Source organism: Kutzneria sp. 744 (assembly GCF_000568255.1).
GTDB lineage: Bacteria > Actinomycetota > Actinomycetes > Mycobacteriales > Pseudonocardiaceae > Kutzneria.
Genome location: NZ_KK037166.1, coordinates 70,742 through 92,552 on the forward strand (window position 1 = coordinate 70,742; position 21,811 = coordinate 92,552).

A 21,811-nucleotide genomic window follows, 5' to 3' on the forward strand; every position below is an offset into this window, starting at 1 on the left:
CCCGGTTGTTCGAGCCGACGCGGGCGATGTCGTGACGGTGCTCGAATCCACGCAGTGCGCCGCGGTCAGCACCCACTCCGCGGTGATCAGCTCACCGGCGCAGTAGTGGGTGCCCGCTTCCTGGTTCTCCTCGGTCTGCAGGGCCACGATCCATGGATGGGCGTCGGTGTCGACCTGGCCACCCACGATCTCCGGCCCCGCCACCGCGGGCGTCGAACCGGCCAGCAGCGCCGCCAGCACGAGCAGTGTTCTGATCACGGCCCAACCCTGCTGCAGAACACCGGCGAAGCGCGTCCCGGTTCACGCCTCCGTGCGCCGGATGCACCCGCCAGGGGCAGGCGCATCCGGCCGACGATCAGGCCAGGCGGGCCGGGAAACCGCCCGTGGACACCGGGCCCCAGCGGGTCGGCTCGACGCGGATCAGGCACTTGCCCTGCCGCGTCATCGCCGCCCGGTACTCGTCCCAGTCCGGGTGCTCGCCGGAGATGCCCCGGAAGTACTCCACCAGCGGCTCCAGCGCCTCCGGCAGGTCCAGCACCTCGGCCCGGCCCTCCACGTGCACGTACGGCCCGTCCCACTCGTCGGACAGCACGCAGAACGACACCCTCGGGTCCCGCCGCGCGTTGCGGACCTTGGCCCGCTCCGGGTACGTCGACACGACGATCCGGCCCTCGCCGTCCACCCCGCACGTCACCGGCGAGGACTGCGGGCTGCCGTCCGCCCTGGTGGTGATGATGATCGCTCGGTGCCGGGTGCGCAGGAACTCCGTCAGCGCGGCGCGGTCCACGGACTCGTTGGTCGCAACAGCCATGATCTAGACCCTAGGCCGTCCCGGCGAATCTCGATGGACGACGCCGAGAACATGGAGGGATGGCCCGACACGGCCGTGCAGGCCGGTGTCACGGACGGCAACACGCCCTCGGAGCGGCTGCTCACCGGCCTCGGATTCGTCAGGACTGGTCAGGTTTAGGTCGCCACACGGTGGTCGTCAGCACGGTCACGCCCTCCAACGACCGAGGCACCGGCACCTCGTACGCCGTGACCCGCTCGAAACGGGCCTTGGGCAGGTACGGACGGCTCGGATCGCCGACCAACACCAGGGCGCCGGCAGCGGCCGCCCGGAACAGGAACGGCAGCACGGCAGCGGTCATGTCCTTGTCGTAGAACACATCCCCGGCCAATACGACGTCGGCGTCCACAGTGGAATCCAGGACGTCAGCGACCAGGGGAGTCAGGGACACGCCGTTGGCCTCGGCGTTGATCCGCGCCGCGACCAGGGCCATCTCGTCCACATCGCACGCCGTCACGGCCGACGCGCCGGCCAGCGCCGAGGCGATGGCCACCAGACCGGAGCCGCACGCCAGGTCGAACACCCGCCTGCCGGCCACGACCTGCGGATTGTCCAGCACATAGCGGGCAACGCCCTGACCGCCGGCCCACGGGAAGGCCCAGAACGGCGGCTCGGACCCGCCGGTCAGCTCCCACAACGGCGTCACGTCCTCGGCCACCCGCAGCACGATCTCGGGCACGAACGCCGTCGCACGGGCAGTCGTGTGCTCCCGCACGAACGCCTCCACCGGCACCTCCCTGCTCACTCGTGCTAAATATTGCTCATGCCCGCAAACGCCGCCCCACGAGGACCTCAGAAGGGGAGGACCTTCACCGAGAGCGCCCGCCGCGCCCAGATCGTCGCGGCCGCCATCGCCGTGATCGCCGAGCACGGCTACGCCGCCACGTCCTTCACCCGCATCGCCAAGCAGGCCGGCCTGTCCAGCACCGGCATGATCTCCTACCACTTCGCCAACAAGGACGACCTCATCGGCGAAGTGCTCACCGAGGCCACCAGGGTGGCGTACGAGTTCATCTTTCCGCGCATGGCGGCCGCCACCGGCCACCGGGCCAAGCTGCGCGCCCGACTCGAGTCCAACATGGAGCTCGTCCGCGCCCACCCCGGCCACGTCCGCGCCCTGATGGAGATCGCCCGCAACGCCCCCACCACCCCCGACTTCGTCGACGAGCGCTTCGGCCTGTTCACCGGCCACCTGCGCGCCGGCCAGGACGCGGGGAAGTTCGGCCCGTTCAACGCCGACGCCATGGCCGTGGCCATCATCGGCGCCATCGACGCCATGGTCATCGGCCTGGTCTTCCACCCCGAGGTCGACGCCGCCGAATTCGGTCGCGAACTGGCCGACACCTTCGACCGCGCCACCCGGCCGTCATAGCCCGTCCAGCGCCTCGACCAGCTTCGCCAACGACGCCGCGACCTGCGCGAACTCCTCCACGCCGAGCTTGTCCGCCAGGCGCTGCGCCAGGTCCCGATGCGCGGGGCTGATCCGCCGCACGGCGGCCCGGCCGTCCTCGGTGACGGCGAGCAGCTTGGCCCGCTGATGCGCCGGATTGGGCCGGTACTCGGCCAAACCCTGCTCCACCAACAGATCCGCGGTCCGCTGCACGCCCTGACGGGTCAACCCCATGGCCCGTGCGATGCCCGACACCGGCAACGGCTCCGGCAGCACCGCTCCCAGCACCTGCCAGCGCGCGGCGGTCAGGCCCACCGGACGGGCCAGCTCCTCCGACACCTCCAGCATCTGGCCGTGCACCCGGAACACCGACAGCGCGGTCCGGGACAGCAGCTCCGCCGGGGTCATGCGGCCAGCTCGTAGTAGGCAGCGGCGTCGCCGTGGGCGTACAGCCGGAACCACGCGTCGAGCTTGGCGGGGGAGTAGACCCCGAGCCGGGCGAAGATCTCGCGCGCGAACGGCACCGGCTCCGTCGGACCGGCCGTGATCAGGTTCCGGTCCGTCATCGCGTCGGCCTCACGGTAGAACGAGCCGCCGGCATAACCGGTCGACGCCAGGAACTCCGCCGCAGCACCGGTGTGCGCGCGGTCGTCCAGCAGACCCTCCCGCGCCAGCCCGGCCACAGCGCCGCAGATCGCCGCCACCGGCACACCGGCGTCCAGGAAGGCGCGCGCCACCTTGGCGAACGGCGCGGTCACGGCATCGCCGGCCAGCCAGCCGTTCGACCCGGCCAGCACCAGCATCGCGCTGTCCGCCGGCCGCAGCTCGGCCAACGCCATGTCCGGCACGATCCGCAGCCCGCCCATGGTCACCACCGGATCCGTGCTCGGACCGACCGTCCGCACCGCGAACCGACCGGGGGACAGCTGGCCGATCCCGCCCCGCAGACTGGCCAGCGCGTGGCCGATCTCCCAGTCCGACAAGCCCTCGTACACCGCGACATGCACCGTCTCAGTCATGACAACATACTGTCAACATGACAAGGCATTGTCAACCGAGGTTCGCGGCCTTCGCCAACAGATAGCGCTGCTCCGGCATGCTCAACGTCAACCGGGCCGCCGCCACGTACGCCTCCTTCGCGCCGGCCACGTCACCCGACAGCTCCAGCAGATGGGCCCGCACGGCAGCCACCCGATGGTGCTCCGACACCCGCTCGTCGCCGTCCAACTCGGCCAACATCGCCAACCCCGCCGCGGGCCCCTGCACCATCGACACCGCGACGGCGTGGTTCAACGTCACCATCGGGTTCGGCGAGATCTGCCCCAACAACGCATACAGGCCGGCGATCTCCGCCCAGTCCGTCTCCTCCGCCGACGGCGCCTCCGCATGCACGGCCGCGATCGCCGCCTGGAGCTGATACGGCCCCAGCCGGGTCGTCGACAGCGCATCGCTCACCAGCTTCACGCCCTCGGCGATCCCCGCCGCGTCCCACCGAGAACGATCCTGCTCCGCCAACGGCACCAACGCCCCGTCCGGCCGCGACCGAGCCTCCCGCCGCGCCTCCGTCAACAACATCAACGCCAACAACCCGGCCACCTCGCCGTCCTCGGGCAGCAACCCCCGCACCGCCCGAGTCAGCCGAATCGCCTCACCGGTCAGCTCACCCCGCAACAACTGATCCCCGGCCGTGGCCGTGTAGCCCTCGTTGAAGATCAGATACAACACGTGCAGCACCGCGCGCAGCCGCTCAGCCCGCTCGGCGCCCTCCGGCGGCAGCGCGAACCGCGCCCCGGCCGCCTTGATCTTCTGCTTCGACCGCGAGATCCGCTGCGCCATCGTCGCCTCCGGCACCAGGAACGCCCGCGCCACCTGAGCCGTGGTCAACCCACCCACCGCACGCACCGTCAACGCCACCTGCGACGCCGCCGTCAACGCCGGATGGCAACACAGGAACAGCAGCGTCAACGTGTCATCCCGATCCGGGACCTCCACGTCCTCCACCTCGGCGGCGAACACCGCCTCCTCACGCCGCCGCCGCGCGCTGTCACTGCGCCACAGGTCCGCCAACCGCCGCGAACCCACCGTCACCAGCCAGCCGCGCGGATTGTCCGGCACACCCTCTACCGGCCACTGCTGCGCCGCCGCCAGCAACGCCTCCTGCACCGCGTCCTCACACGCGTCGAACTGCCCGTGCCGCCGCACCAACGCGGCAAGGACCTGCGGCGCCAACTCGCGCAGCAGGCCCTCCACCTCCGAACCAGCACTCACACGTCCACCCCAGCTGAGAACATCACCGGCCAGACCTCCGTCGCGTTGTACCGCGAGTCCGGGATCATCGCCGCCAACTCCAGCGCCCGCTCCCGGGACTCACAGTCCATCAGGTAATACCCCGCCAGGTACTCCTTCGTCTCGACAAAAGGGCCATCCGTCACCACCGGCTCGTCGTCGCGCACCCGCACCACCGCCACCGTCGACGGACTGCCCAACGCATGGGTGTCCAACAGCTCCCCGGACTCCCGGGTCAGCCGCTGCAGCTCCTCGTGCCCGGCCATCACCGCGTCCCGCTCCCGCTCCGACAACCCGGACCACGTCTCGTCGTTCATGTAGATCATCAGCAGGTACTTCACCGGCGCTCCTCCTCGCGAACCCGTCACGACGAGGTCGGAGCCGGCGCGTCCGTCTCGACATCGGCGACGTCCTCCAGCGCACGGTACGTCCGATTGCTGGCCACCGCCGCCCGCTGCTCCCGGCCCGTCGCCTCGATGTAGTTCTGACTCGTCGCCAGGCTCGCATGGCCCAACAGCGCCATGATCTCCGACGCCGTCGCCCCGTCCTCGGCCAACCGGGTCGCGAAGGTGTGCCGCAACGCGTGCAGGCTCGCACCCACCGGCACCCGGTCGTGCAGGCCGGCCCAGCGGTAACAGGACTTCACCAGGTACTCCAGCGCACCACGCCCGATCGGCCCGCCGGCCCGGTCACGCAGCAGGGGAGCGCCACGCCCGAACCGCTCCTTCGGGAACCGTGTCCGACACGAGGCCAGATAGCCGTCGATCACCCTCTCCATCGACGGCTCCACCGGGATCGACCGGTCGCGGCTGCCCTTCCCGTGAACGTGCAGCCGCATCTCACCCGACCGTCCCACCAGCGAGTTCATCGTCAACGTGCGCATCTCGGCCGACCGCAGCCCGGCCAGCAGCCCCAGCGCGATCACCAGCACGTCCCGCTCCGGCCACGGATCCCGCGCCTTGCGATCCCCGTCGGCCGCCGCCTTGAGCAGCTTCTCCGGCGTGTCCTCACCGCGCAGCGGCTTGGGGGACAGGGGAGGAGTGCGCGGCCGCGCCACCGCCCCGATCGGATTGCCCGGCAGCAGGCCGTCGGCCACGCAGAACGTCAGGAACTGGTTCCAGGTCGACCACGCCCGCAGCACCGACGACTTCGCATGGCTGTCCGCGAACACCCCGAACACCGCCCGCAGCGCCGGGCCGGTCAGGTCCTCGACCACCAGCATCTCCGCGTCGCCGCCGATCTCGTCCACCAGCAGCGCCGTGATGCCCGCCAGGTCCCGCCGGTATGCGTCCGTCGTGTGCGGCGAATCCTTGCGGGGCCGTCGCGCCGCGAAGAACGCCAGCTGGGCGTCCACAAGCCTCATGTGGATCTTGTACCGCACACCCCTGACAGTTTTCACGCGCCGCGTGCCGCGGCGGGCGGATTCGCTCTGACCCGGGTCTCTTCCCTTGTCTCGGTTCAGCGCAGCACAGTGACCTTCTTGATCTTCCTGCCGGTCGTGTCGGCCTGGGCCGAGGCCACGAGCGTGCCGTCTGCCTCCCGGAACAGCGCCACCGCCGTGTTCGAACCGGTCGTGAGCACCTGGACCTCGTACCCGCTCAGCCCCTGGAGTTCCTCGTGGTCCAGGGCATTGAGCAGGACCTCGCGCGGCGCCGGCTCGGGCGGCACGGGGGAGCCGGCCTCGGCGAACAGGTCCGGCAGCTTGGACACGGCGCTCACCGCGCGGGGGAAGCCGGCGAAGGCGGCCGTCTCCACCAGGATCTCGCTGATCTCCGCCGGCGTGAGACCGGCCGCCAGACCCGTCCTGACGTGCACGGACAGGGGAGACTCCCAGCAGTCGGCGGCGACGATCGCGGCGATGGCCACCGCCTCGCGGGTGCGCTCGTCCAGGGCGGGGCGGTGGGAGAGATGCCCGTAGACCGTGCCCACCGCCAGCTCGGCGAGCCCAGGGGAGGCCCGGAACAGGTGGTCGAGGCGCTCCTTGCCGCCTTCCACCAGCTCGGCGAAGGTGTCACGCCCACGCTCGTGCGGCCGTGCCATTTCGTCCGACATGCGTGACTCCCCTGCGCTCGCTGGTCTACACTGGACGATCAGTGTCCGGTTTGCTGCATAATGGCGATTATGCATGAAAAGTCCGCTTGGCCCGGGCGGACCGGTCGGCGGCGTCTCCAGGGGGATTCGGTTCTCCCGGAACGCCCCTGAGCGCCCTTCGGGCCGCCCGATCCGCCTCCTACGGCGTCGCCGCGCCGACGATAGCTCTGGGCGAGCGCACAGCGGCGCGGATTGCCCGTAGGGGCGAATCTGACAACTCGGACAGCCGGCCGGAACGCCTTCAGCGCAGGCTGAGACGCATGATGGCGTAAGGCCGATAATCTACATTATGTTAAGTCGCGGGTTTGAGGCCCGCCGCTAGCGTGGTTTGTGACCATCACCGCCCCTCCTCGCGACGGCGACCCCATCAGCGTCGAAGACTTGGATGCGCTGCCGCCCGGCGGCGTGGACGGTCTGGAGATCGAGGACGGCCGGCTGCTCGTGATGAACCGCTGCGTCGGCCGGCACCTCATCGCGACCCAGCGCCTGGCTCACCACCTCAACGAACAGCTGCCTGCCGTACTGGAAGCAATGCCGGGTTTCGAGACGGAACTCGCGGGCGCGTCGCCACGGTGTGTGCCAGCCCTTGTGGTCTGTGTTGAGGAAGCTACGGACCAGCTGCGCGTGCGCGCCGACCAGATCCTCCTTGCCGTCGAGGTCGTGTCACCTGGTGAGTCTGCAGCTCGCGACTACATCAAGAAGCCCGCCGAGCCCGCCGCCAACGGCATCCCGACGACTTGGGTGATCGACATCCAGGAGAGTCCGCTCAGTCTGACCGTCTACACCCTGGACGACACCGGTCAGTACCACTTCACGTCGCTGATCACCGGCAGCTACACCGGTCCTGTCGGAGGGCACGAGGTCACCGTCGACCTTGACGCACTTACAAGATCTCGTCAGAACGAGAACTGAACGGCCGTCGGCCCACCCCGACCGTGCCGTCGACCTCGTCTGAGTGCTCTACCCGAGCGGTCAGGCCGGCGTCGGTGAGCAAACGCTCTGTGGAGGCCGCCTGGCGAACGCTGGTCTCGATGAGCACGTGCCCGCCGGGCCGAAGCCACGTCGACGCGTCCCTGGCGACCCGCCGGTGGATCTCCAGGCCGTCCGAGCCGCCGTCCAGCGCCACCCGGGCCTCATGGTCGCGTGCCTCCGGCGGCATCATGCCGATGTCCTCGGTCGGCACGTACGGCGCGTTGACCAGCAGCACGTCGACCCGTCCACGGATCCGCGCCGGCAACGCGTCGTACAGGTCGCCCTGGAACACCTGTCCGCCTACGGGTTCGACGTTCCGTCGCGCACATTGCACGGCCGCGAGGTCGATGTCGGCGGCATAGAGCTCGAATTCGGACATACCGGCCACGGTGGCGACGCCGATGGCCCCGCTGCCGCAGCACAGGTCCACCACCACGCCGCCCGGGGAAACCAGCGAGGATGCCTGCTGGACCAAGAACTCCGTCCGGCGGCGCGGCACGAACACGGTCGGTTCCACGGCGATGCGCAGCCCGCGGAACTCGGCCCAGCCCACGATCTGCTCCAGTGGCTCTCCCCCGACGCGTCTGTCCACCATGGACTCGAGGTCGGACGCCGTGGACGCGGCGGCGGTCAGCAACGAGGCCTCGTCCTCGGCGAACACGCAGCCGGCGGCCCGCAGCCGGGTGACGATGTCGTTCACGCACTCCCCTACCTAAATGACTGGCCACAGTATGGGCTCTCCCCTACGCTCCGCGATCATGTGGCCGGAATCCGAAGTGGTCTCGCGCGTGGGACTGCGCCAGGGCAGCAAATCCCCGTGGCTGCTCACCCATGTCGACGGCCGGCAGGCCGTGCTGCGCGACCAGGGCCCGTTCGACACGGAGATCGCCGCGCTGACGGCGGCCGAGGCGAACGGCGTGGTCGCGCCGCGGGTGCTGGCCAGCAGCGAGACCGGGCTGCTGATCTCGGTGGTGCCGGGCAGCAGTCTCATTCCGACCGAGCTCGCGCCGGGCCGCCTGGAGGCGATCGGCGCCGCCGCGGCGACGATCCACGCCATAGCGTTGGCTCCCACCAAGGACTTGCCGGCCCGGCACCGTCCGATCGAGCTGGTGGACTTCGACGACTGGCGGGCCCGCCGCACCGCCTCTCCCCTGCTGCTGGAGGCGATGGAGGCGGTCGCGACGCTGCCGGAGCCGCCGCATCCGACTGTGCTGCTGCACGGGGATTTCTGGCAGGGCAACACGATGTGGGTGGACGGGGCGCTGGTGGCGGTCATCGACTGGGACTGCGCGGGCGTCGGCCACCCCGGTGTGGATCTGGGCTCGCTGCGCTGTGACGCGGCCCTGTTCTACGGCCCGGAGTACGTGGATCGGGTGTCGGAGGGTTGGCGGTCGAAGGCCGGCAAGCCGGCGCCGGACGTGGCCTACTGGGATGTGGTCGCCTCGCTGAGCACCCCGCCGGACGTCGGCGAGTGGCTGCCGAACGCGGTCGACCAGGGCCGCCCGGATCTGGACGGGCCGACCCTGAACGCGCGTCGGGACGAGTTCCTGAAGGCGGCGCTCAGCCAGTTGTGACGCGGCGGACCAGGTCCTCGATGCGCTGGCGCCAGCCGTCGAGGTCGGCGTCGGCTTGGCTGGCGACGGTCTGCGTGAGTTCGAGTCGCGCCCCGTGGCCGGTGCCCAGGGACAGTTCGATCCGCACGGACGGATCGGCGTCGAGGTCCCCCAGCGCGGCTCGCACGTCCTCGATGGGCCGGGTGAGCTGGCGTTCGAAGCGGACCTGGTAGCCGTCGCCGACGGGCGTGACACTCCCCTGGTCCAGCCCGAACTGGTGGATGAGCTGCTCGTGGTGGGCGTCGGAGGGGCGCTCCATGCGGAACTCCTCGCCGTTGACGTGGGCGAGCAGGGCGTTGAGGCAGAGGTTCCAGCCGGAGCCGTAGCTGGCGGCGGCGGGGCGGTCGTCGAAGACGTGGGTGAACACGAGCAGGCAGCCGTCGCCGTCGGGCGTGAGCGCGAAGTGGATGAGGTCGTCGCTCTCGCGCTGCATCTCGGGCGGGGCGTGCTCGGAGAAGGCGAAGACTTTCGGCGGGTCGAGCTGGGTGACGACGGCGTGCATGCCCTCGAACTCGATGCGGCCGCCGACGCGCAGGTCGATGGTCAGTGCGCGAATCGGGTACCAGGCGCGGAGCTGCTCGGGTTCGGTGATGGCCCGCCAGACGAGCTCGGGCGGGTGCTTGAGGCGCCGTTCGAAGCGCAGGGCCGGGCGGCCGTCGGTGTGGGTGCCGAGTGTCGGGTCCATGGCCGCGAATATAGCCTTACGGGAATATGCTGGCAACGGCATGTGCGGGATAAATCGGTAGTGCCGGCCGCGGTCGCGAGGTCAGGATGCGGCCGTGACGTGGACTGTCGAGGCCGTGGATCCCAACGGCGTGGTAGGCGCGGGCCTGCTGCGTGAGTACTACACGGACATCATCGCCCGGTACTGGGGCCGGCCGGCGCTGGAGTCGGAGATCGTGCAGGTGCTGGCCGAGGAGCCCAGCGACGACCTCGTGCCACCCACCGGTCTCCTGCTCACCGCCTCGTACGACGGGGGATCTGGGTGGCTGCGGCGGGTTCCGGGTCCTCTCCCCCGGTGTTGCCGAGCTGACCCGGGTCTTCCTGCGTCCGACCCTGCGTGGCCGGGGCGGCGCCCTCGCGCTGCTGACCGCGTTGGAACGGGCCGCCGTGGACATGGGCCTGACCACCGCGCGGTTGGACACGCGCAAGGATCTGGTCGAGGCGCGCCGGTTGTACGCACGCAACGGCTACGTGGAGATCCCGGCGTACAACAGCTCGCCCTACGCCGATCACTGGTTCGAGAAGCGCCTGGCCTGAAAACACGAATCGGGCGCCGTCCCGAGGGAACGACGCCCGATTCGACCCACAGTGTTTCAGGCGGCGGCGACCGCCTGGTGGCCGAGGCGCAGCGTGATGCCGTGGGCCTTGAGCAGGCGGCGGAACCACAGCAGGGACACGGCGATGCCGAGGGCGACCATGCTGTACGAGCCGGCGGTGCTGACCATCAGGAAGCTGCCGACGGTGGCGCTGGCCAGGGCCCATAGCGTGGTGACGCCATTGGTGATGAACACCAACGCCCACAGGAACGAGACCTGGCGGAAGAACTTCTGGACGTGCGGGTGGCCGGTGACCACGGTCGGGAACGCGCAGAAGTCGTCGGCCAGCTTGGCCAGCAGCGGCCGGTTGAGCGGCAGCGTGGCCAGCAGGATCGCGGCGAAGGCGAAGTTCTGCACGGTCGGTTGCAGGAAGTAGAGGAACACGCTGCCGGTGAGGTAGCCGACGAGCGTGCGCACGCAGAGCAGTGCCGTGGTCACCCACAGCACGGCGGGGATCTCCTTGCGCAGCAGGATGCGGCGCGCGAGCGCCGCCAGCGACCAGCCGAGGGCGGCGAACAGCGCGCCCTGGAGGCCGACGAGGGTGAAGACGAGGTAGAACAGGCCCAGCGGCACCAGCGTCGACTCCAGCAGGTGCTGTGCGCCGCGGCGCACTAAGGCCAGTGGTGCGGGGAGGTGGACCGTCATGTGCTCGGGCATGTGTGGTCGGCCGTCTCGCAGTGGTGGGTGTGTCGGGGTGGGCGGAATGCTAGCGGACCCCGGTGCGGGGTTCCTGTGAGGGAGACGTTCAAACCCTGATCCGGGTTCACTGATCCGGTCAGCCGATCTCCGCGTAGGTAGCGGTGTGCCGGACAGTGGTGAGTTGATCGACGGGCGCTACCGCCTGGTGTCGTGCATCGGGCGCGGTGCCATGGGGGCGGTGTGGCGTGGGCGTGACGAGCGGCTGAACCGCGAGGTCGCGTTGAAGTTGGTGACGGTCCGCGGCATGACGCCCGACGACGTCAGCGAGCGGGAGGCAGTGGCGCGGGCGGAGCGGGAGGGTCGGATCACGGCCCGGCTGCGGCATCCGAACGCCATTTCCGTGCACGACGTCGTGGAGCACGACGGTCGGCCGTGCCTGGTGATGGAGTACCTGCCCTCGCGGAGCCTGTCCGAGGTCGTGGAGACCAAGGGTGTGCTGGGGCCGACCGAGGTGGCGTCGATCGGCTTTCAGATCGCCTCCGCGCTGGCGTCCGCGCACGAGTTGGGCATCGTGCACCGGGACATCAAGCCGGACAACGTGCTGCTGGCCGAGGACGGCACGGCCAAGATCACGGATTTCGGGATCGCGCGGGCGCCCGACGACGGGGCGGTGACCGCGGCCGGCATTCTCGCGGGCACTCCGGCCTACCTCGCGCCGGAGGTGGCGACCGGGTCGGAGACCAGCCCGCGTTCGGACGTGTTCTCGCTGGGTTCGACCTTGTACGCGGCTTTCGAGGGCAAGCCGCCGTACGGGATGGACCAGAACACGATCGCGCTGCTGCACCAGGTCGCCTACGGGGAGATCACGCCGCCGAGGCGCGGCGGCGCCGTGGCGGATCTGCTGGTGGAGATGTTGCGGCGTGATCCGGAGACGCGTCCGACGATGGTGGAGGTGGCGGACCGGTTCGAGCAGGCCCTGGCCGGTTCGTCCCCTCTGCCCGCGTCGTTGCCCCAGCCGCCCGCCGCGCAGCCGGGGACCCGGCGGATGGCGTCGTTGCCGCAGCCGCGGCGGGGTTCGCCGGTGGGTCGGTGGCTGGCGTTGGCGGTGCCGGTGACCGCCGCTGTTGTCGCCGTGGGCATGGTGGTGGCGCAGCAGTTCGGGGTGCATCCCGTGGCGTCGCCTTCCCACAACGCCACAAGGCCGTCGGTCACCATGCCCGCTCCCGCCCCCGGTCCCACGACGACGGTGGCGGGCGATCCCGTGTCGGCGTCGGCGGGCTGCTCGGCGCACTACGACGTGATGAACAGCTGGTCGACCGGCTACCAGGCGGCCGTGACGATCACCAACCTGACCGGCTCGCAGCTGACGGGCTGGCAGGTGAGCTGGCGGATGCCCGGCGGTCAGCGTAAATACTTAATGCTTCTCGCAGCAGGGTTCGGTGCTGGTGGTCCGCAACGCGTCGTGGAACGCCGTGCTCGCCGCCAACACCTCCACCAGCTTCGGCCTCGTCGCCGGCTCCCCCGGCTCCACCCCCGGCCGCCCCAACTCACCTGCACCACGTCGTCGCAGTAACGCAGGGTAGTTATGCAGGGAAGGACGCCTTACCCGCGTTCAACGAGGGTAAGGCGTCCTTCCCTGCATAAAGAGGCTTAGAAAAGGGTTTCTTGCTTGGGTTTGCGTTTTCTGGGGACGGGGTCGCCTATGCGGTCGGTGACCGTGGGGCTGATGGCGGAGAGGAAGGGGGAAGGGGTGGCCGAGCGGACGGCGCCCTGGCGGAGGCGGGAGGAGGCGTGGCTGAGGTAGAGGTGCTGCTGGGCGCGGGTCATGCCGACGAAGAACAGGCGGCGTTCCTCGTCGACGGCCTCCTGGTCGAGGGTCTCTCCGGGCCAGCGCATGGGCAGCAGCCCGTCCTCGCAGCCGACGAGGAAGACGACCGGGAACTCCAGGCCCTTGGAGGCGTGCAGGGTCAGCAGGGAGACGCGGTCGGCGCGCGGGTCCCAGGTGTCGACCTCGGCGCCGAGGGCCAGCTCGGACAGGAAGCCGGACAGGTCGTCGCCATGACGCAGCGCCAGCGGCATGAGGAGCTCCAGGGCGGTGAAGGAGTCCTCGTCGTCGAGGCCGTGAGCGGCCTGGCGGACCCGTTCGACGACGGAGCCGTGCAGCCCGACCAGACCCAGCTCACGAGCCAAGGCGCGGACGCCGGGACGGTCGGTGAGCCTGTCGTGGGAGCGCTTCTGGAACGGGACGCCGGCGCGGGTCAGGGCCTCCATCACGGCCCGGGCCTGGGCACTGGTCCGGTAGAGCACGGCGAAGTCGTTGAACGACAGGCCCTGCGTGCCGTCGCCGGCGACGCGGCCGGTGTCGAGCGAGTGGAACGAGGAGCCGCCGAGCAGCTGGTCGATGGTGCGGGCGACGAAGCTGGCCTCGGCCTGTTCGTCGATGGCGTGGTGCAGGCCGATGAGGGCGTGCTCGGTGTGGGCGCCGCACGGTTCGAGCGAGCGGTTCTCGACCAGCGTGGTCGGGGTGATGGCCTGCACGGCACCGGCGAGGATGTGCTTGCCGGAGCGGTAGTTGCGGCCCAGCTGCACGCGGGTGGCGTCCGGGAAGTCCTCCTGGAACCGCAGGAAGAAGCCGACGTCGGCGCCGCGGAAGCGGTAGATCGCCTGGTCGGGGTCGCCGATGGCGGTGAGGTTGCCGTCCGCGGCGCACAGCAGGCGCAGCAGCCGGTACTGGGTCTCGTCGACGTCCTGGTACTCGTCGACGCTGACCCACGGCCAGCGGGCGCGGTAATGCTCGATCAGCGAGGTGTCGCCGGCGAGCAGCTCCACGGGCATCTCGACCAGGTCGTCGAAGTCGACGAGGTCGCGGGCGCGCAGCTCCTTCTTGTACATCTCGCCGTGCTCGTCGCGCAGTTCCTGGACGACGGCCTCGTCGGCGATGCCGAAGCGCGGGGTGAGGCCCACGCGGGCGTGCTGCTCACGCAGGATGCGGACGCCGAGCGAGTGGAACGTCGCCACGGTGAGGTCGTGCGCTTGCGGCCCGACCAGGCCTTCCAGGCGCTCGGCCAGTTCGGCGGCGGCGCGGCGGGTGAAGGTGATGGCCAGGCACTGCGAGGCCGGCACGCCGCGTTCGGTGACGAGATGGGCGATGCGGTGGGTCAGAGTGCGGGTCTTGCCGGTGCCGGGGCCGGCGATGATCAGCAGTGGCCCGGACGCCACGGCCGCGGCGGCCCGCTGGTCGGGGTCGAGGCCGTCGAGCAGGGTGGTGGCGACGGGTTCGGGCAGCGCCGGTTCCTCGAACAGCTCGGGCTCAACCGGTGCATCGGCCACAACCGGTGCGGCAACCGGCTTGGGCTTGGGCGGCGGGGCGAAGAGGTCGTCGTCGAACAGGGAGACCGAGCCGGCGGCCTTGGCCAGCTCCCCCGGCTCGAACAGCCGGATCACGCCGTACTCGCCGTCGTAGCCGGCGTCGCGGATGACCTCGCCGCGGCGCAGCCGCCCGATCGCCTCGCCCAGCAGCGTGTTGGAGGCGGCGAGGTCGTCCAGCGGCACGTCGTCGAGGATGCCGAGCTCGGGGCCGTGGGCGGCGGTGAGGGCGGCGATCTCGGAGAGCACCTTCTTGCTCTTGGGGCCGACGCCGAGCAGCTCGCTCATGATCTCCGGCAGCGGGATGAGGCTGCGGAAGTCGACGGCGTCGGCGGGCCGGTAGCCGAGCTCGCGGTCGGCCAGTTCCTGGATGCGGCTGAGCACGCCGACGGTGAGCGGCTTGCCGCAGGCCGGGCACAGGCCGTTGTGGGCGATGGTCTCGGCCGGGCCGAAGCGCACGTCGCACTTGCGGTGTCCGTCGGAGTGGTACTTGCCCTCCTCGGGGAAGAACTCGACGGTGCCGCCGAAGCCCTCGCGGGTCTCCAGGGCGCGGCGCACGGCGAAGTAGTCCATGTCGGTGTCGAACACCGTGGCCTCGCGGCCGAGCACGGGCGGCGAGTGCGCGTCGGAGTTGGAGACCAGGGTGTAGCGGTCCAGGCCGGAGACGCGCCAGTTCATCTCGGGATCGCTGGACAGGCCGGTCTCGGCGGCGAAGACGTGGTCGGCGAGGTCGGCGTAGCAGTCGGCGATGGCGTCGAAGCCGGACTTGGAGCCCAGCACCGCGAACCACGGCGTCCACACGTGGGCCGGCACCAGGTAGGAGCCCTCGCCGCTCTCCAGGGTGATCTCCAGCAGGTCGCGGGAGTCCAGGCCGAGGATGGGGCGGCCGTCGGAGCCGAGGTTGCCGATCTTGCCCAGCCGCCGGTTGAACTCGGCGGCCGCGTCGAAGCTCGGCATGTAGATCAGGTGGTGCACCTTGCGGGTGCGGTCGTCACGCTTGTAGATCGTCGAGATCTCCACGCTGAGCATGAAGCGGACGTCGCCGACGCAGCTGGGCGGCAGCGTCCGGGCGATGTCCCGGTCGAGCTCGGGGCGCAGCCGGAACAGGCCGGGCTCGGCCGGCACGAGCGTCTCGCGCAGGTGGTCGTACCAGGCGGGGTGGGTGAAGTCGCCCGTGCCGACGAGGCTGATGCCCTTGCGCTGGGCCCACCAGGTCAGGTGCTCGAGATCGCAGTCACGGCTGCAGGCCCGGGAGTACTTCGAGTGGATGTGCAGGTCGGCGTAGAAGCGCACCGGCTCGATCTTGCCACTAGGGCCGGGTACCCCAGTTGGGTGGCCCCACCAACGCGGGCAGTAGCCGGTAGGCGTCCTGCACCCACTCGCACAGCAGGGCCCGGCTCTCCCGTGGGTCGATGATGTCCTGCACGCCGAAGTGCTCGGCCGTGCGGAACGGGGACATCAGGGCGGCCAGGCGGTCCTGGATGGCTTCGAGGTCCGCTGCGGGGTCGTCGGAGCGGGCGAGTTCGGCACGGTAGGCGGCTTCGATGCCGCCCTTGGCCGGCAGCGAGCCCCAATCGCCGGAGGGCCAGGCCCAGCTGCGGGCGCCGCGGTGGCGGTTGACGATGCCGGCGCCGCCGACCCCGTACACGCGGCGCAGGATCAGCTCCGCCTGCGGCACGCGGGCCTGGTAGACGGCGCTGATGGCGCGGGCGCCGGTCCGCAGGGTGCCGGCACGTTCGGCGGCAGTGCCGATGGTCATGCCGCCCTGGTCGGTGAGGCTGACGATCGGCAGGTGGAACGTCTCGCACAGGTCGACCAGCCGGGTCAGGGCCAGCGCACCGGCGGCGGACAGCGTGTTGCCGCGGTACGGGTCCGTGGCGACCACACCCACGGGGTGGCCGTCGAGGCGGGCCAGCGCGGTGACGGTGGCACCGCCGTAGTCGGCGTAGCGGAATACCGAGCGGGTGTCGAAGACGGCGTCGAGGATGGGCGCGATCCTGTACGGCCGTCGCGGGTTGCGCGGGATCGCCGACAGCAGGCTGTCGTCCGCCCGCGTGGCGGCATCTTCGCGGGTCGTGACGGGAGGCAGATCATGAACGCTGGACGGCAGGTAGGACAGGAACCGACGGATCACGGCGAACGCCTCGGCCTCGGTGGCGACGAAGCGGTCGACGTTGCCGTTGCGGCGGTGCACGTCCGCGCCGCCGAGCTGTTCCTTGTCGACGTCCTCGCCGATGCCGCCGCGCACCACGGGTGGTCCGGCGACGAACAGCTGAGCCAGGCCCTCCACGAGCACGCACAGATGAGACATCACCGCCCGTGCCGCGCCCAAGCCGACCACCGGCCCCAGACACGCCGACACCACCGGCACCGTGGAGAGGTTGTCCACGACGTGGTCCCAGCCTGGGTTGACCGGCACGTAGCTGTAGCCGGCCTGCTCGATCATCTTCACGCTGCCGCCGCCGCTGGCCCCGTCCAGCAGGCGGATCAGCGGCAGCCGCAACTGGCCGGCCAGTTGCTCGGAGTACACCTGCTTGGCGTGGATGGCCGCGTCCCCCGACCCGCCGCGCCCGGTGAAGTCGTCCGCGCCCAGCACCACCTTGCGTCCGTCGACCCGGGCCGTCCCAGCCACGAAGTTCGCCGGCGTCACGGTGCCGTCCGGGTTGGCGAACCCGGCCAGCGCCCCGATCTCGGCGAAGCTGCCCTCGTCGGCCAGCGCCTCGATCCGCTCGCGCACGGTCATCCGCCCGCTGGCGTGCTGGCGGGCGATCTTGTCCGGTCCGCCGAGCCCGGCCGCCTGCTCGCGGCGGCGTCGGATCTGGGCTACCTCGTCGGACCAGTCCTCGATCATGACCGCAGCCTAGGACGTCGATCGCCGCGTTCACGGGGTACCGGAGATCACCCGGTTGTAGTCTTGTGAAGGTGCATGACACGTCCGGCAGCTGTTCGGCCCTGTCCGCCGCGCTGGGCGAGCCGCCCGCCGGAACCGCGTCTGTCGCGACCGGTTGGCTGTGTATCGAGCAGCCCGGCCCCTGGGGCCACAGCGCCCTGCGCGACAGCCACCTCGACCATGGCCTGGCCGCTGACCTGTCCGCGCGGGCCAACGGCAGCGGTGTGCGGATCGTGCTGATCCGACGGCCCGGCGCGCACGCGGACTTCCACCACGCCCAGCCCCGTCAGGTCTACCTGGCGTCCACGCGGCCCGGGGCGTGCTGGCTGGAGTCGACGGTGCTGACCGACCCCAAGCAGCTGCTGGACCTGGACTTCCATGCCGCCGGCGCCGGGCAGCACGTGGGCCTGGGCAGCCGGGTCGACGAGTCGGTGCTGCTGGTGTGCACCAACGGCCGCCGCGACGTGTGCTGCGCGGTGGAGGGGCGTCCCCTGGCCGGGGCGCTGGCGGCGGCGAATCCGGGGCGGGTCTGGGAGACCACGCACACCGGCGGCCACCGTTTCGCGCCGACGGCGGTGCTGTTGCCGACGGGATATCTCTACGGCCGGGTCGCGCCGTCCGACGGGCAGCGGCTGCTCGATTCCGGCGGCGTGGTGCTGACCGGCAACAGAGGGCGTTCCTGCTGGTCACGGCCGGGTCAGGTGGCCGAGCTGGCGGTGCGGGAACTGCTGGAGGACACGGATCCGGCGGCGTTGTCGGTATCCCCCGACGGTGTTGTCGTCACTCATTCGGATGGCCGGGAATGGAGTGTCACCGTGACGGAACACCCGCTGCCGCCGGCCCGTCCGACCAGTTGTGGCAAGACGCCTTCGGTGCCGAGCGCCTTTGTCGCCGACACCGTTGTTCGCACCCGCTGATCAGCCGGCCCGCAACCATTCCGTTCCGCCGTCGTCACCGGAAATCCACCCGGAAGCCGTGGCCGCGTCCAGCACAAGACGGGTCGCCTGGTCGATCGGCAGCCCGTTCGACACCACGATTTCATGCATAATCTGCCGGGCAATGCCCATCAGGGCCGCCGCGGCCAGCAGTCGCTCCGCGGTCTCGGCATCACTGAGCTGCTGGGCGGCCGGGGAGAACACCACGTCGCCGCCCAGCACGTAAACCACGTCCACCAGCACGGACGTGCTCACCTGCCGGTCATGCACAAACGCCAGGATGACACACGAAAAGGCAAAAACAATTCGTCCAGCCGGGTGAAACGCGTTTAGGAGCATTCCTGGTCGGCGATCCCCGTATCGGCCGCGGGTGCCTTCGGGACGGCGGCCGCGAACACGCCGAGACCGAGTGAATAGGGGTCGTCCAAGCCGATCCTGCGCAGTGCGTCGGGCGGCAATGCCAGAAGGGACAACGAGATTCCCAGCAGATAGGCGTCCAGCACGCCGACATCCCGGGTCGTGCTGTCCAGCCCCGCCACCTGGTGCAACGCCACCGCCGACTCGGCATTGGCGATCGCCATTTCCCCCAGCGCCTGCCGCACTCCCGGCCGCCGCACGGCCTCCAGGTACAGCTCGGCCATGGCCAGCAGCTGCGTCGGGTCCCCGTTGACGGCCCGGTTGAGCAGCGCCGGGTACAGCTCCCCCAGCTGGCTCGGCGACACCTGCGACGGGGTGGTGCTGTGCAGCCGCTCCACCGCCGCCCGGTGCTCGTCGGCCATTCTCGCGGCCGCCGCCTCCAGCAGCGACTCTCGTGTCGGGAAGTAGTTCTTGGTCGTGCCCTGCGGCACTTCCGCCTCCCGGTCCACGGCGCGATGGGTCAGCCCACGGCCGCCCTCCCGCGCGAGAACCGCTATCGCCGCATCCCCCAGCAGCGCCCGCCTTGACCCCGGACGTCGATCAACCACATGATCACCCTAGCTGTGGTACCACGCCTGTGGTGGCCGCGACGCGCCGCTGGCCAGCAGCGATGTCGATCACGATTGAAGATCGCCGCCGGTGGGTAGGGCCTCAGCCCCGCTCGCTGTCCAGCCGCGCGACGATGCCGTCCTCGGCGTGCCAGGTCTGCCCGGTCTCCTCCCCGCCCAGCCGGGCCAGCAGGAAGCCGGCGCTCTGCTCGGGGGTGAGCAGCTGCCCCTGCTGCTGCACGTCGGCGAAGTACGCCTGCACGGTCGGGTCCATGGCCGTGCCGCCGCCCTCCCGCACCCAGGTCATCATCGACGTGGCCACGGTGCCAGGACGGTAGATGTTGGCGGTGACGCCGGTGCCGTCGAGCTCGGCGGCGAGGTTGACGGTGTGGCCCTCCACGGCGACCTTCGTCGTGGTGTAGGCGTTGCCGCCGTTGAGGAACGCCGGCATCTGGGCGGCGCCGCTGGACAGGTTGACGATGCGGCCCCAGCGCCGTTCGAGCATGCCCGGCAGCAGGTGGATGGTCAGCGCGGCCACGGCCGTGACGTTGAGGGCGACGGCCGCGGCGAACTCGGCCGGGTCGAGCGTCGCGGTGGGGCCGGCCGGCCACGGCACGGCGGCGTTGTTGATCAGGATGTCGACCGGGCCGGCCTCGGCGGCGACCGCGGCCACCGCGGACAGCTCACGCAGGTCGGCGGAGATGACGGTGGCCTTGGTGGACACCAGCGCGGCGGTGCCCTCCAGCTCCTCGCGGGACCGGGCGACCAGCACCACGTCCGCGCCCTCGGCGGCCAGCCCGACGGCCAGCGCCCGCCCGATCCCTCGACCTGATCCGGTCACCAGCGCGGTCTTTCCGGCAAATGCAGAACCCATGTGCCGATCATGGACCTACGTCGCTCGACGTACGCGGACTTTCCGCTTCTGGGCCCATGCCGACGCCCGTCGAGGCGGCGGAGCATGGAGGCCATGACCACTCAGATGAGGGCGTCCGACCAGGACCGGGAGCGGGTCGTCGAGCGGCTCAACGAGGCCGTCGGCCGGGGTCTGCTGACCCTGCCCGAGGCCGAGGAGCGCATCGCCGAGACCTACAAGGCCCGCTTCCTGGACGACCTGACGCCGTTGACCGCCGACCTGCCCGACCCGACTCCCCCGAAACCCGAGCGGGGCCGCCGCCGCGGACCCGGCTTCGACCCGCGCGTGCTGCCGGTGCTGCTGGTGCTGGCCGCCGTGATCGTGCTCACCCACGGCTTCGCGTTCCCGCTGATCGTGGTGGCTTTCCTGGCCATGAAGTTCGGGATGTGGCGGCATCGGCACCCTGCCCGGATGTAGGAAACGGCCCTAGGGTCGGGGCATGGACCTCGCCGACGCGTGTTTCGCCGGCGCCGCCGCCCAGGCCGAACTGCTGCGCGCCGGCGAGTTGTCGTCACGTGAGCTGGTGGACGCCACGCTGCGTCGCATCGAGCGCCACGACCGCGAGCTCAACGCCTACCGCCTGGTGTTCGCCGAGCAGGCCCTGGCGCACGCGGCCGAGGCCGACGAGCGCCGGGCCCACGGGGAGGACGCGCCGCTGCTGGGCGTGCCGATCGCCGTGAAGGAGGACCTGGCCATCGCCGGCCTGCCCACGACGACCGGCACGTACGCCGTGGACCGTACGGAGCAGGCGGACTCGGAGGTCGTGCGACGGCTGCGCGCCGCGGGGGCGGTGATCGTGGGGCGCACGCGGATGCCGGAACTGGGGCTGTGGCCGTACACGGAGTCGGCGTTCGCGGGCGCCACCCGCAACCCGTGGTCGCCCGAGCACACCTCGGGCGGCTCCAGCGGCGGGTCGGCCAGCGCCGTGTGCGCGGGGCTGGCGGGCGCGGCGATCGGCTCCGACGGGGCCGGCTCGATCCGCATCCCCGCCGCCTCGACCGGCATCTACGGCCTCAAGCCGCAGCGCGGGCGGGTGTCGCTGCACCCCAACGGCGAGCAGTGGACGGGCATGGTCGTGACCGGGCCGCTGAGTCGGCACGTGCGGGACTGGGCCCTGGTCGCCGACCAGATCCGGGGCTCGCTGCCCAGCGACCCGGTGGCCGCGATCCCGCCGCGCACCAGCTTCGTCGAGGCTGCGGCGACCGCGCCGGGCAAGCTGCGCGTGGCGGTGTCGCTCAAGCCGTGGGTCGCCGGCGCGCCGGTGGACGAGCGTGTGCGGGCGGCGGTGCTGGGCATGGCGGAGCTGCTGCGGGAGCTGGGGCACGAGGTCGTCGAGCGCGATCCCACGCTGCTGGACCCGACCACGCAGCTCGCGCTGGCCCCGCGCTACCTGTCCAGCGCCGCCGAGTCCGTGGCCGCGCTGGACCGCCCCGAGGCCGTGGAGCGCCGCACCCGGCAGGTCGCCGCCATGGGCCGCGCCGTGCCGCGGTGGCTGGTGAGGCGGTCGCTGCGGTTCGGGGAGCGCTTCTCCCAGGTCGCCAACCAGGTCTTCGAGCACGTCGACGTGCTGCTCACGCCCACG

26 protein-coding genes and 1 pseudogene are annotated in these 21,811 nt (G+C 70.9%); 10 read left to right on the plus strand and 17 right to left on the minus strand.

Going from position 1 to position 21,811, the window contains the following annotated elements:
* Both KUTG_RS00325 and KUTG_RS00330 read right to left on the minus strand, forming a co-directional pair.
* Positions 1-258: trypsin-like serine protease (locus tag KUTG_RS00325; RefSeq protein ID WP_198046932.1), on the minus strand; the 258-nt coding region annotated here is incomplete at its 3' end.
* 97 nt (positions 259-355) lie between these two features.
* Positions 356-811, minus strand: a complete 456-nt coding sequence (locus KUTG_RS00330; RefSeq protein ID WP_043714082.1) for a PPOX class F420-dependent oxidoreductase — start codon at positions 809-811, stop codon at positions 356-358.
* A gap of 33 nt (positions 812-844) precedes the next feature.
* Between KUTG_RS00330 and KUTG_RS65030 the strand changes: the two genes are divergently transcribed.
* A complete protein-coding gene (locus tag KUTG_RS65030; RefSeq protein ID WP_255360839.1) occupies positions 845-970 on the plus strand; it encodes a hypothetical protein in 126 nt (41 codons plus the stop codon).
* Here the strand turns inward: KUTG_RS65030 and KUTG_RS00335 are convergent.
* Complete coding sequence (locus KUTG_RS00335; RefSeq protein ID WP_232240570.1) at positions 951-1,595, minus strand: class I SAM-dependent methyltransferase; 645 nt, start codon at positions 1,593-1,595, stop codon at positions 951-953. The genes KUTG_RS65030 and KUTG_RS00335 overlap by 20 nt on opposite strands.
* A gap of 18 nt (positions 1,596-1,613) precedes the next feature.
* Here KUTG_RS00335 and KUTG_RS00340 point away from each other — a divergent pair, with 18 nt between their 5' ends.
* Positions 1,614-2,222: a TetR/AcrR family transcriptional regulator gene (locus KUTG_RS00340; protein ID WP_043714084.1), complete on the plus strand. Its 609-nt coding sequence runs from the start codon at positions 1,614-1,616 to the stop codon at positions 2,220-2,222.
* On the opposite strand, the gene KUTG_RS00345 is transcribed toward KUTG_RS00340, so the two are convergent.
* From KUTG_RS00345 to KUTG_RS55205, 6 genes are all read right to left on the minus strand, one after another.
* Positions 2,217-2,648, minus strand: a complete 432-nt coding sequence (locus KUTG_RS00345) for a MarR family winged helix-turn-helix transcriptional regulator (protein ID WP_043714086.1) — start codon at positions 2,646-2,648, stop codon at positions 2,217-2,219. The genes KUTG_RS00340 and KUTG_RS00345 overlap by 6 nt on opposite strands.
* A complete protein-coding gene (locus KUTG_RS00350; protein ID WP_043714088.1) occupies positions 2,645-3,259 on the minus strand; it encodes a DJ-1/PfpI family protein in 615 nt (204 codons plus the stop codon). Before KUTG_RS00350 ends, KUTG_RS00345 begins: the two co-directional genes overlap by 4 nt.
* Before the next feature lie 31 nt (positions 3,260-3,290).
* Positions 3,291-4,508: an RNA polymerase sigma factor gene (locus KUTG_RS00355; protein WP_043714089.1), complete on the minus strand. Its 1,218-nt coding sequence runs from the start codon at positions 4,506-4,508 to the stop codon at positions 3,291-3,293.
* On the minus strand, positions 4,505-4,867 hold the full coding sequence (locus tag KUTG_RS00360; RefSeq protein WP_043714091.1) for a YciI family protein: 363 nt from the start codon (positions 4,865-4,867) through the stop codon (positions 4,505-4,507). The genes KUTG_RS00355 and KUTG_RS00360 overlap by 4 nt, the downstream gene beginning before the upstream one ends.
* Before the next feature lie 23 nt (positions 4,868-4,890).
* Positions 4,891-5,907 carry a tyrosine-type recombinase/integrase gene (locus tag KUTG_RS00365; RefSeq protein WP_043714093.1) on the minus strand — a complete coding sequence of 339 codons (1,017 nt, stop codon included), beginning with the start codon at positions 5,905-5,907 and terminating at the stop codon, positions 4,891-4,893.
* Between the two features lie 77 nt (positions 5,908-5,984).
* Positions 5,985-6,578, minus strand: a complete 594-nt coding sequence (locus tag KUTG_RS55205) for a carboxymuconolactone decarboxylase family protein (RefSeq protein WP_063753457.1) — start codon at positions 6,576-6,578, stop codon at positions 5,985-5,987.
* 369 nt (positions 6,579-6,947) lie between these two features.
* Between KUTG_RS55205 and KUTG_RS52610 the strand changes: the two genes are divergently transcribed.
* On the plus strand, positions 6,948-7,529 hold the full coding sequence (locus KUTG_RS52610) for a Uma2 family endonuclease (RefSeq protein WP_052393604.1): 582 nt from the start codon (positions 6,948-6,950) through the stop codon (positions 7,527-7,529).
* Here the strand turns inward: KUTG_RS52610 and KUTG_RS00380 are convergent.
* Entirely contained in the window at positions 7,501-8,289 is a 789-nt protein-coding gene (locus tag KUTG_RS00380) for a putative protein N(5)-glutamine methyltransferase (RefSeq protein WP_043714097.1), read from the minus strand. The genes KUTG_RS52610 and KUTG_RS00380 overlap by 29 nt on opposite strands.
* Before the next feature lie 58 nt (positions 8,290-8,347).
* Between KUTG_RS00380 and KUTG_RS00385 the strand changes: the two genes are divergently transcribed.
* Complete coding sequence (locus KUTG_RS00385; protein ID WP_198046933.1) at positions 8,348-9,163, plus strand: aminoglycoside phosphotransferase family protein; 816 nt, start codon at positions 8,348-8,350, stop codon at positions 9,161-9,163.
* Here the strand turns inward: KUTG_RS00385 and KUTG_RS00390 are convergent.
* Positions 9,150-9,887, minus strand: a complete 738-nt coding sequence (locus KUTG_RS00390; RefSeq protein ID WP_043714103.1) for an SRPBCC family protein — start codon at positions 9,885-9,887, stop codon at positions 9,150-9,152. The two genes, KUTG_RS00385 and KUTG_RS00390, sit on opposite strands and share 14 nt — an antisense overlap.
* 344 nt (positions 9,888-10,231) lie before the next feature.
* Between KUTG_RS00390 and KUTG_RS62900 the strand changes: the two genes are divergently transcribed.
* Positions 10,232-10,462: a GNAT family N-acetyltransferase gene (locus KUTG_RS62900; protein ID WP_232241400.1), complete on the plus strand. Its 231-nt coding sequence runs from the start codon at positions 10,232-10,234 to the stop codon at positions 10,460-10,462.
* Between the two features lie 56 nt (positions 10,463-10,518).
* Here the strand turns inward: KUTG_RS62900 and KUTG_RS00400 are convergent, their stop codons facing one another.
* Positions 10,519-11,166, minus strand: coding sequence for a septation protein IspZ (locus KUTG_RS00400; protein WP_232240571.1), 648 nt, complete (start codon positions 11,164-11,166; stop codon positions 10,519-10,521).
* 223 nt (positions 11,167-11,389) lie between these two features.
* On the opposite strand from KUTG_RS00400, the pseudogene KUTG_RS60410 reads away from it, so the two are divergent.
* Positions 11,390-12,508 (plus strand): annotated as a pseudogene (locus tag KUTG_RS60410) (protein kinase); the annotation flags it as partial.
* Between the two features lie 124 nt (positions 12,509-12,632).
* Positions 12,633-12,743, plus strand: a complete 111-nt coding sequence (locus tag KUTG_RS65815) for a hypothetical protein (protein ID WP_369794410.1) — start codon at positions 12,633-12,635, stop codon at positions 12,741-12,743.
* A 67-nt stretch (positions 12,744-12,810) separates the two neighbouring features.
* On the opposite strand, the gene KUTG_RS00410 is transcribed toward KUTG_RS65815, so the two are convergent.
* Together KUTG_RS00410 and KUTG_RS00415 are read right to left on the minus strand one after the other, a co-directional pair.
* The gene (locus KUTG_RS00410; protein ID WP_043714105.1) at positions 12,811-15,819 is read right to left on the minus strand and encodes a UvrD-helicase domain-containing protein; all 3,009 of its coding nucleotides are present in this window, start codon (positions 15,817-15,819) and stop codon (positions 12,811-12,813) included.
* Between the two features lie 16 nt (positions 15,820-15,835).
* Complete coding sequence (locus KUTG_RS00415; RefSeq protein WP_043714107.1) at positions 15,836-17,377, minus strand: acyl-CoA carboxylase subunit beta; 1,542 nt, start codon at positions 17,375-17,377, stop codon at positions 15,836-15,838.
* Between the two features lie 71 nt (positions 17,378-17,448).
* Here KUTG_RS00415 and KUTG_RS00420 point away from each other — a divergent pair, with 71 nt between their 5' ends.
* A complete protein-coding gene (locus KUTG_RS00420; protein WP_043727770.1) occupies positions 17,449-18,333 on the plus strand; it encodes a sucrase ferredoxin in 885 nt (294 codons plus the stop codon).
* On the opposite strand, the gene KUTG_RS00425 is transcribed toward KUTG_RS00420, so the two are convergent.
* The 3 genes from KUTG_RS00425 to KUTG_RS00435 form a co-directional block, all read right to left on the minus strand.
* Positions 18,334-18,621, minus strand: a complete 288-nt coding sequence (locus KUTG_RS00425; RefSeq protein WP_043714109.1) for a hypothetical protein — start codon at positions 18,619-18,621, stop codon at positions 18,334-18,336. It abuts the gene before it with no gap.
* A 59-nt stretch (positions 18,622-18,680) separates the two neighbouring features.
* Positions 18,681-19,316 carry a TetR/AcrR family transcriptional regulator gene (locus tag KUTG_RS00430; RefSeq protein ID WP_052393611.1) on the minus strand — a complete coding sequence of 212 codons (636 nt, stop codon included), beginning with the start codon at positions 19,314-19,316 and terminating at the stop codon, positions 18,681-18,683.
* 103 nt (positions 19,317-19,419) lie between these two features.
* Complete coding sequence (locus tag KUTG_RS00435) at positions 19,420-20,190, minus strand: SDR family NAD(P)-dependent oxidoreductase (protein ID WP_052393613.1); 771 nt, start codon at positions 20,188-20,190, stop codon at positions 19,420-19,422.
* Between the two features lie 93 nt (positions 20,191-20,283).
* On the opposite strand from KUTG_RS00435, the gene KUTG_RS52615 reads away from it, so the two are divergent.
* Together KUTG_RS52615 and KUTG_RS00445 are read left to right on the plus strand one after the other, a co-directional pair.
* Complete coding sequence (locus KUTG_RS52615; RefSeq protein WP_198046934.1) at positions 20,284-20,646, plus strand: DUF1707 SHOCT-like domain-containing protein; 363 nt, start codon at positions 20,284-20,286, stop codon at positions 20,644-20,646.
* Positions 20,647-20,668: 22 nt separating this feature from the next.
* The coding region (locus KUTG_RS00445) for an amidase family protein (protein WP_043714113.1) at positions 20,669-21,811 on the plus strand (1,143 nt) is incomplete at its 3' end.

What these genes read in the sequence shown, in the direction of transcription:
- KUTG_RS00400 (WP_232240571.1), bottom strand. Translation starts at nt 11,166, where the DNA reads ATGACGGTCCACCTCCCCGCACCACTGGCCTTAGTGCGCCGCGGCGCA.
- KUTG_RS00340 (WP_043714084.1), top strand. Translation starts at nt 1,614, where the DNA reads ATGCCCGCAAACGCCGCCCCACGAGGACCTCAGAAGGGGAGGACCTTC.
- KUTG_RS65030 (WP_255360839.1), top strand. Translation starts at nt 845, where the DNA reads ATGGACGACGCCGAGAACATGGAGGGATGGCCCGACACGGCCGTGCAG.
- KUTG_RS55205 (WP_063753457.1), bottom strand. Translation starts at nt 6,578, where the DNA reads ATGTCGGACGAAATGGCACGGCCGCACGAGCGTGGGCGTGACACCTTC.
- KUTG_RS00345 (WP_043714086.1), bottom strand. Translation starts at nt 2,648, where the DNA reads ATGACCCCGGCGGAGCTGCTGTCCCGGACCGCGCTGTCGGTGTTCCGG.
- KUTG_RS00385 (WP_198046933.1), top strand. Translation starts at nt 8,348, where the DNA reads ATGTGGCCGGAATCCGAAGTGGTCTCGCGCGTGGGACTGCGCCAGGGC.
- KUTG_RS00435 (WP_052393613.1), bottom strand. Translation starts at nt 20,190, where the DNA reads ATGGGTTCTGCATTTGCCGGAAAGACCGCGCTGGTGACCGGATCAGGT.
- KUTG_RS00330 (WP_043714082.1), bottom strand. Translation starts at nt 811, where the DNA reads ATGGCTGTTGCGACCAACGAGTCCGTGGACCGCGCCGCGCTGACGGAG.
- KUTG_RS00350 (WP_043714088.1), bottom strand. Translation starts at nt 3,259, where the DNA reads ATGACTGAGACGGTGCATGTCGCGGTGTACGAGGGCTTGTCGGACTGG.
- KUTG_RS52615 (WP_198046934.1), top strand. Translation starts at nt 20,284, where the DNA reads ATGACCACTCAGATGAGGGCGTCCGACCAGGACCGGGAGCGGGTCGTC.
- KUTG_RS00415 (WP_043714107.1), bottom strand. Translation starts at nt 17,377, where the DNA reads ATGATCGAGGACTGGTCCGACGAGGTAGCCCAGATCCGACGCCGCCGC.
- KUTG_RS00390 (WP_043714103.1), bottom strand. Translation starts at nt 9,887, where the DNA reads ATGGACCCGACACTCGGCACCCACACCGACGGCCGCCCGGCCCTGCGC.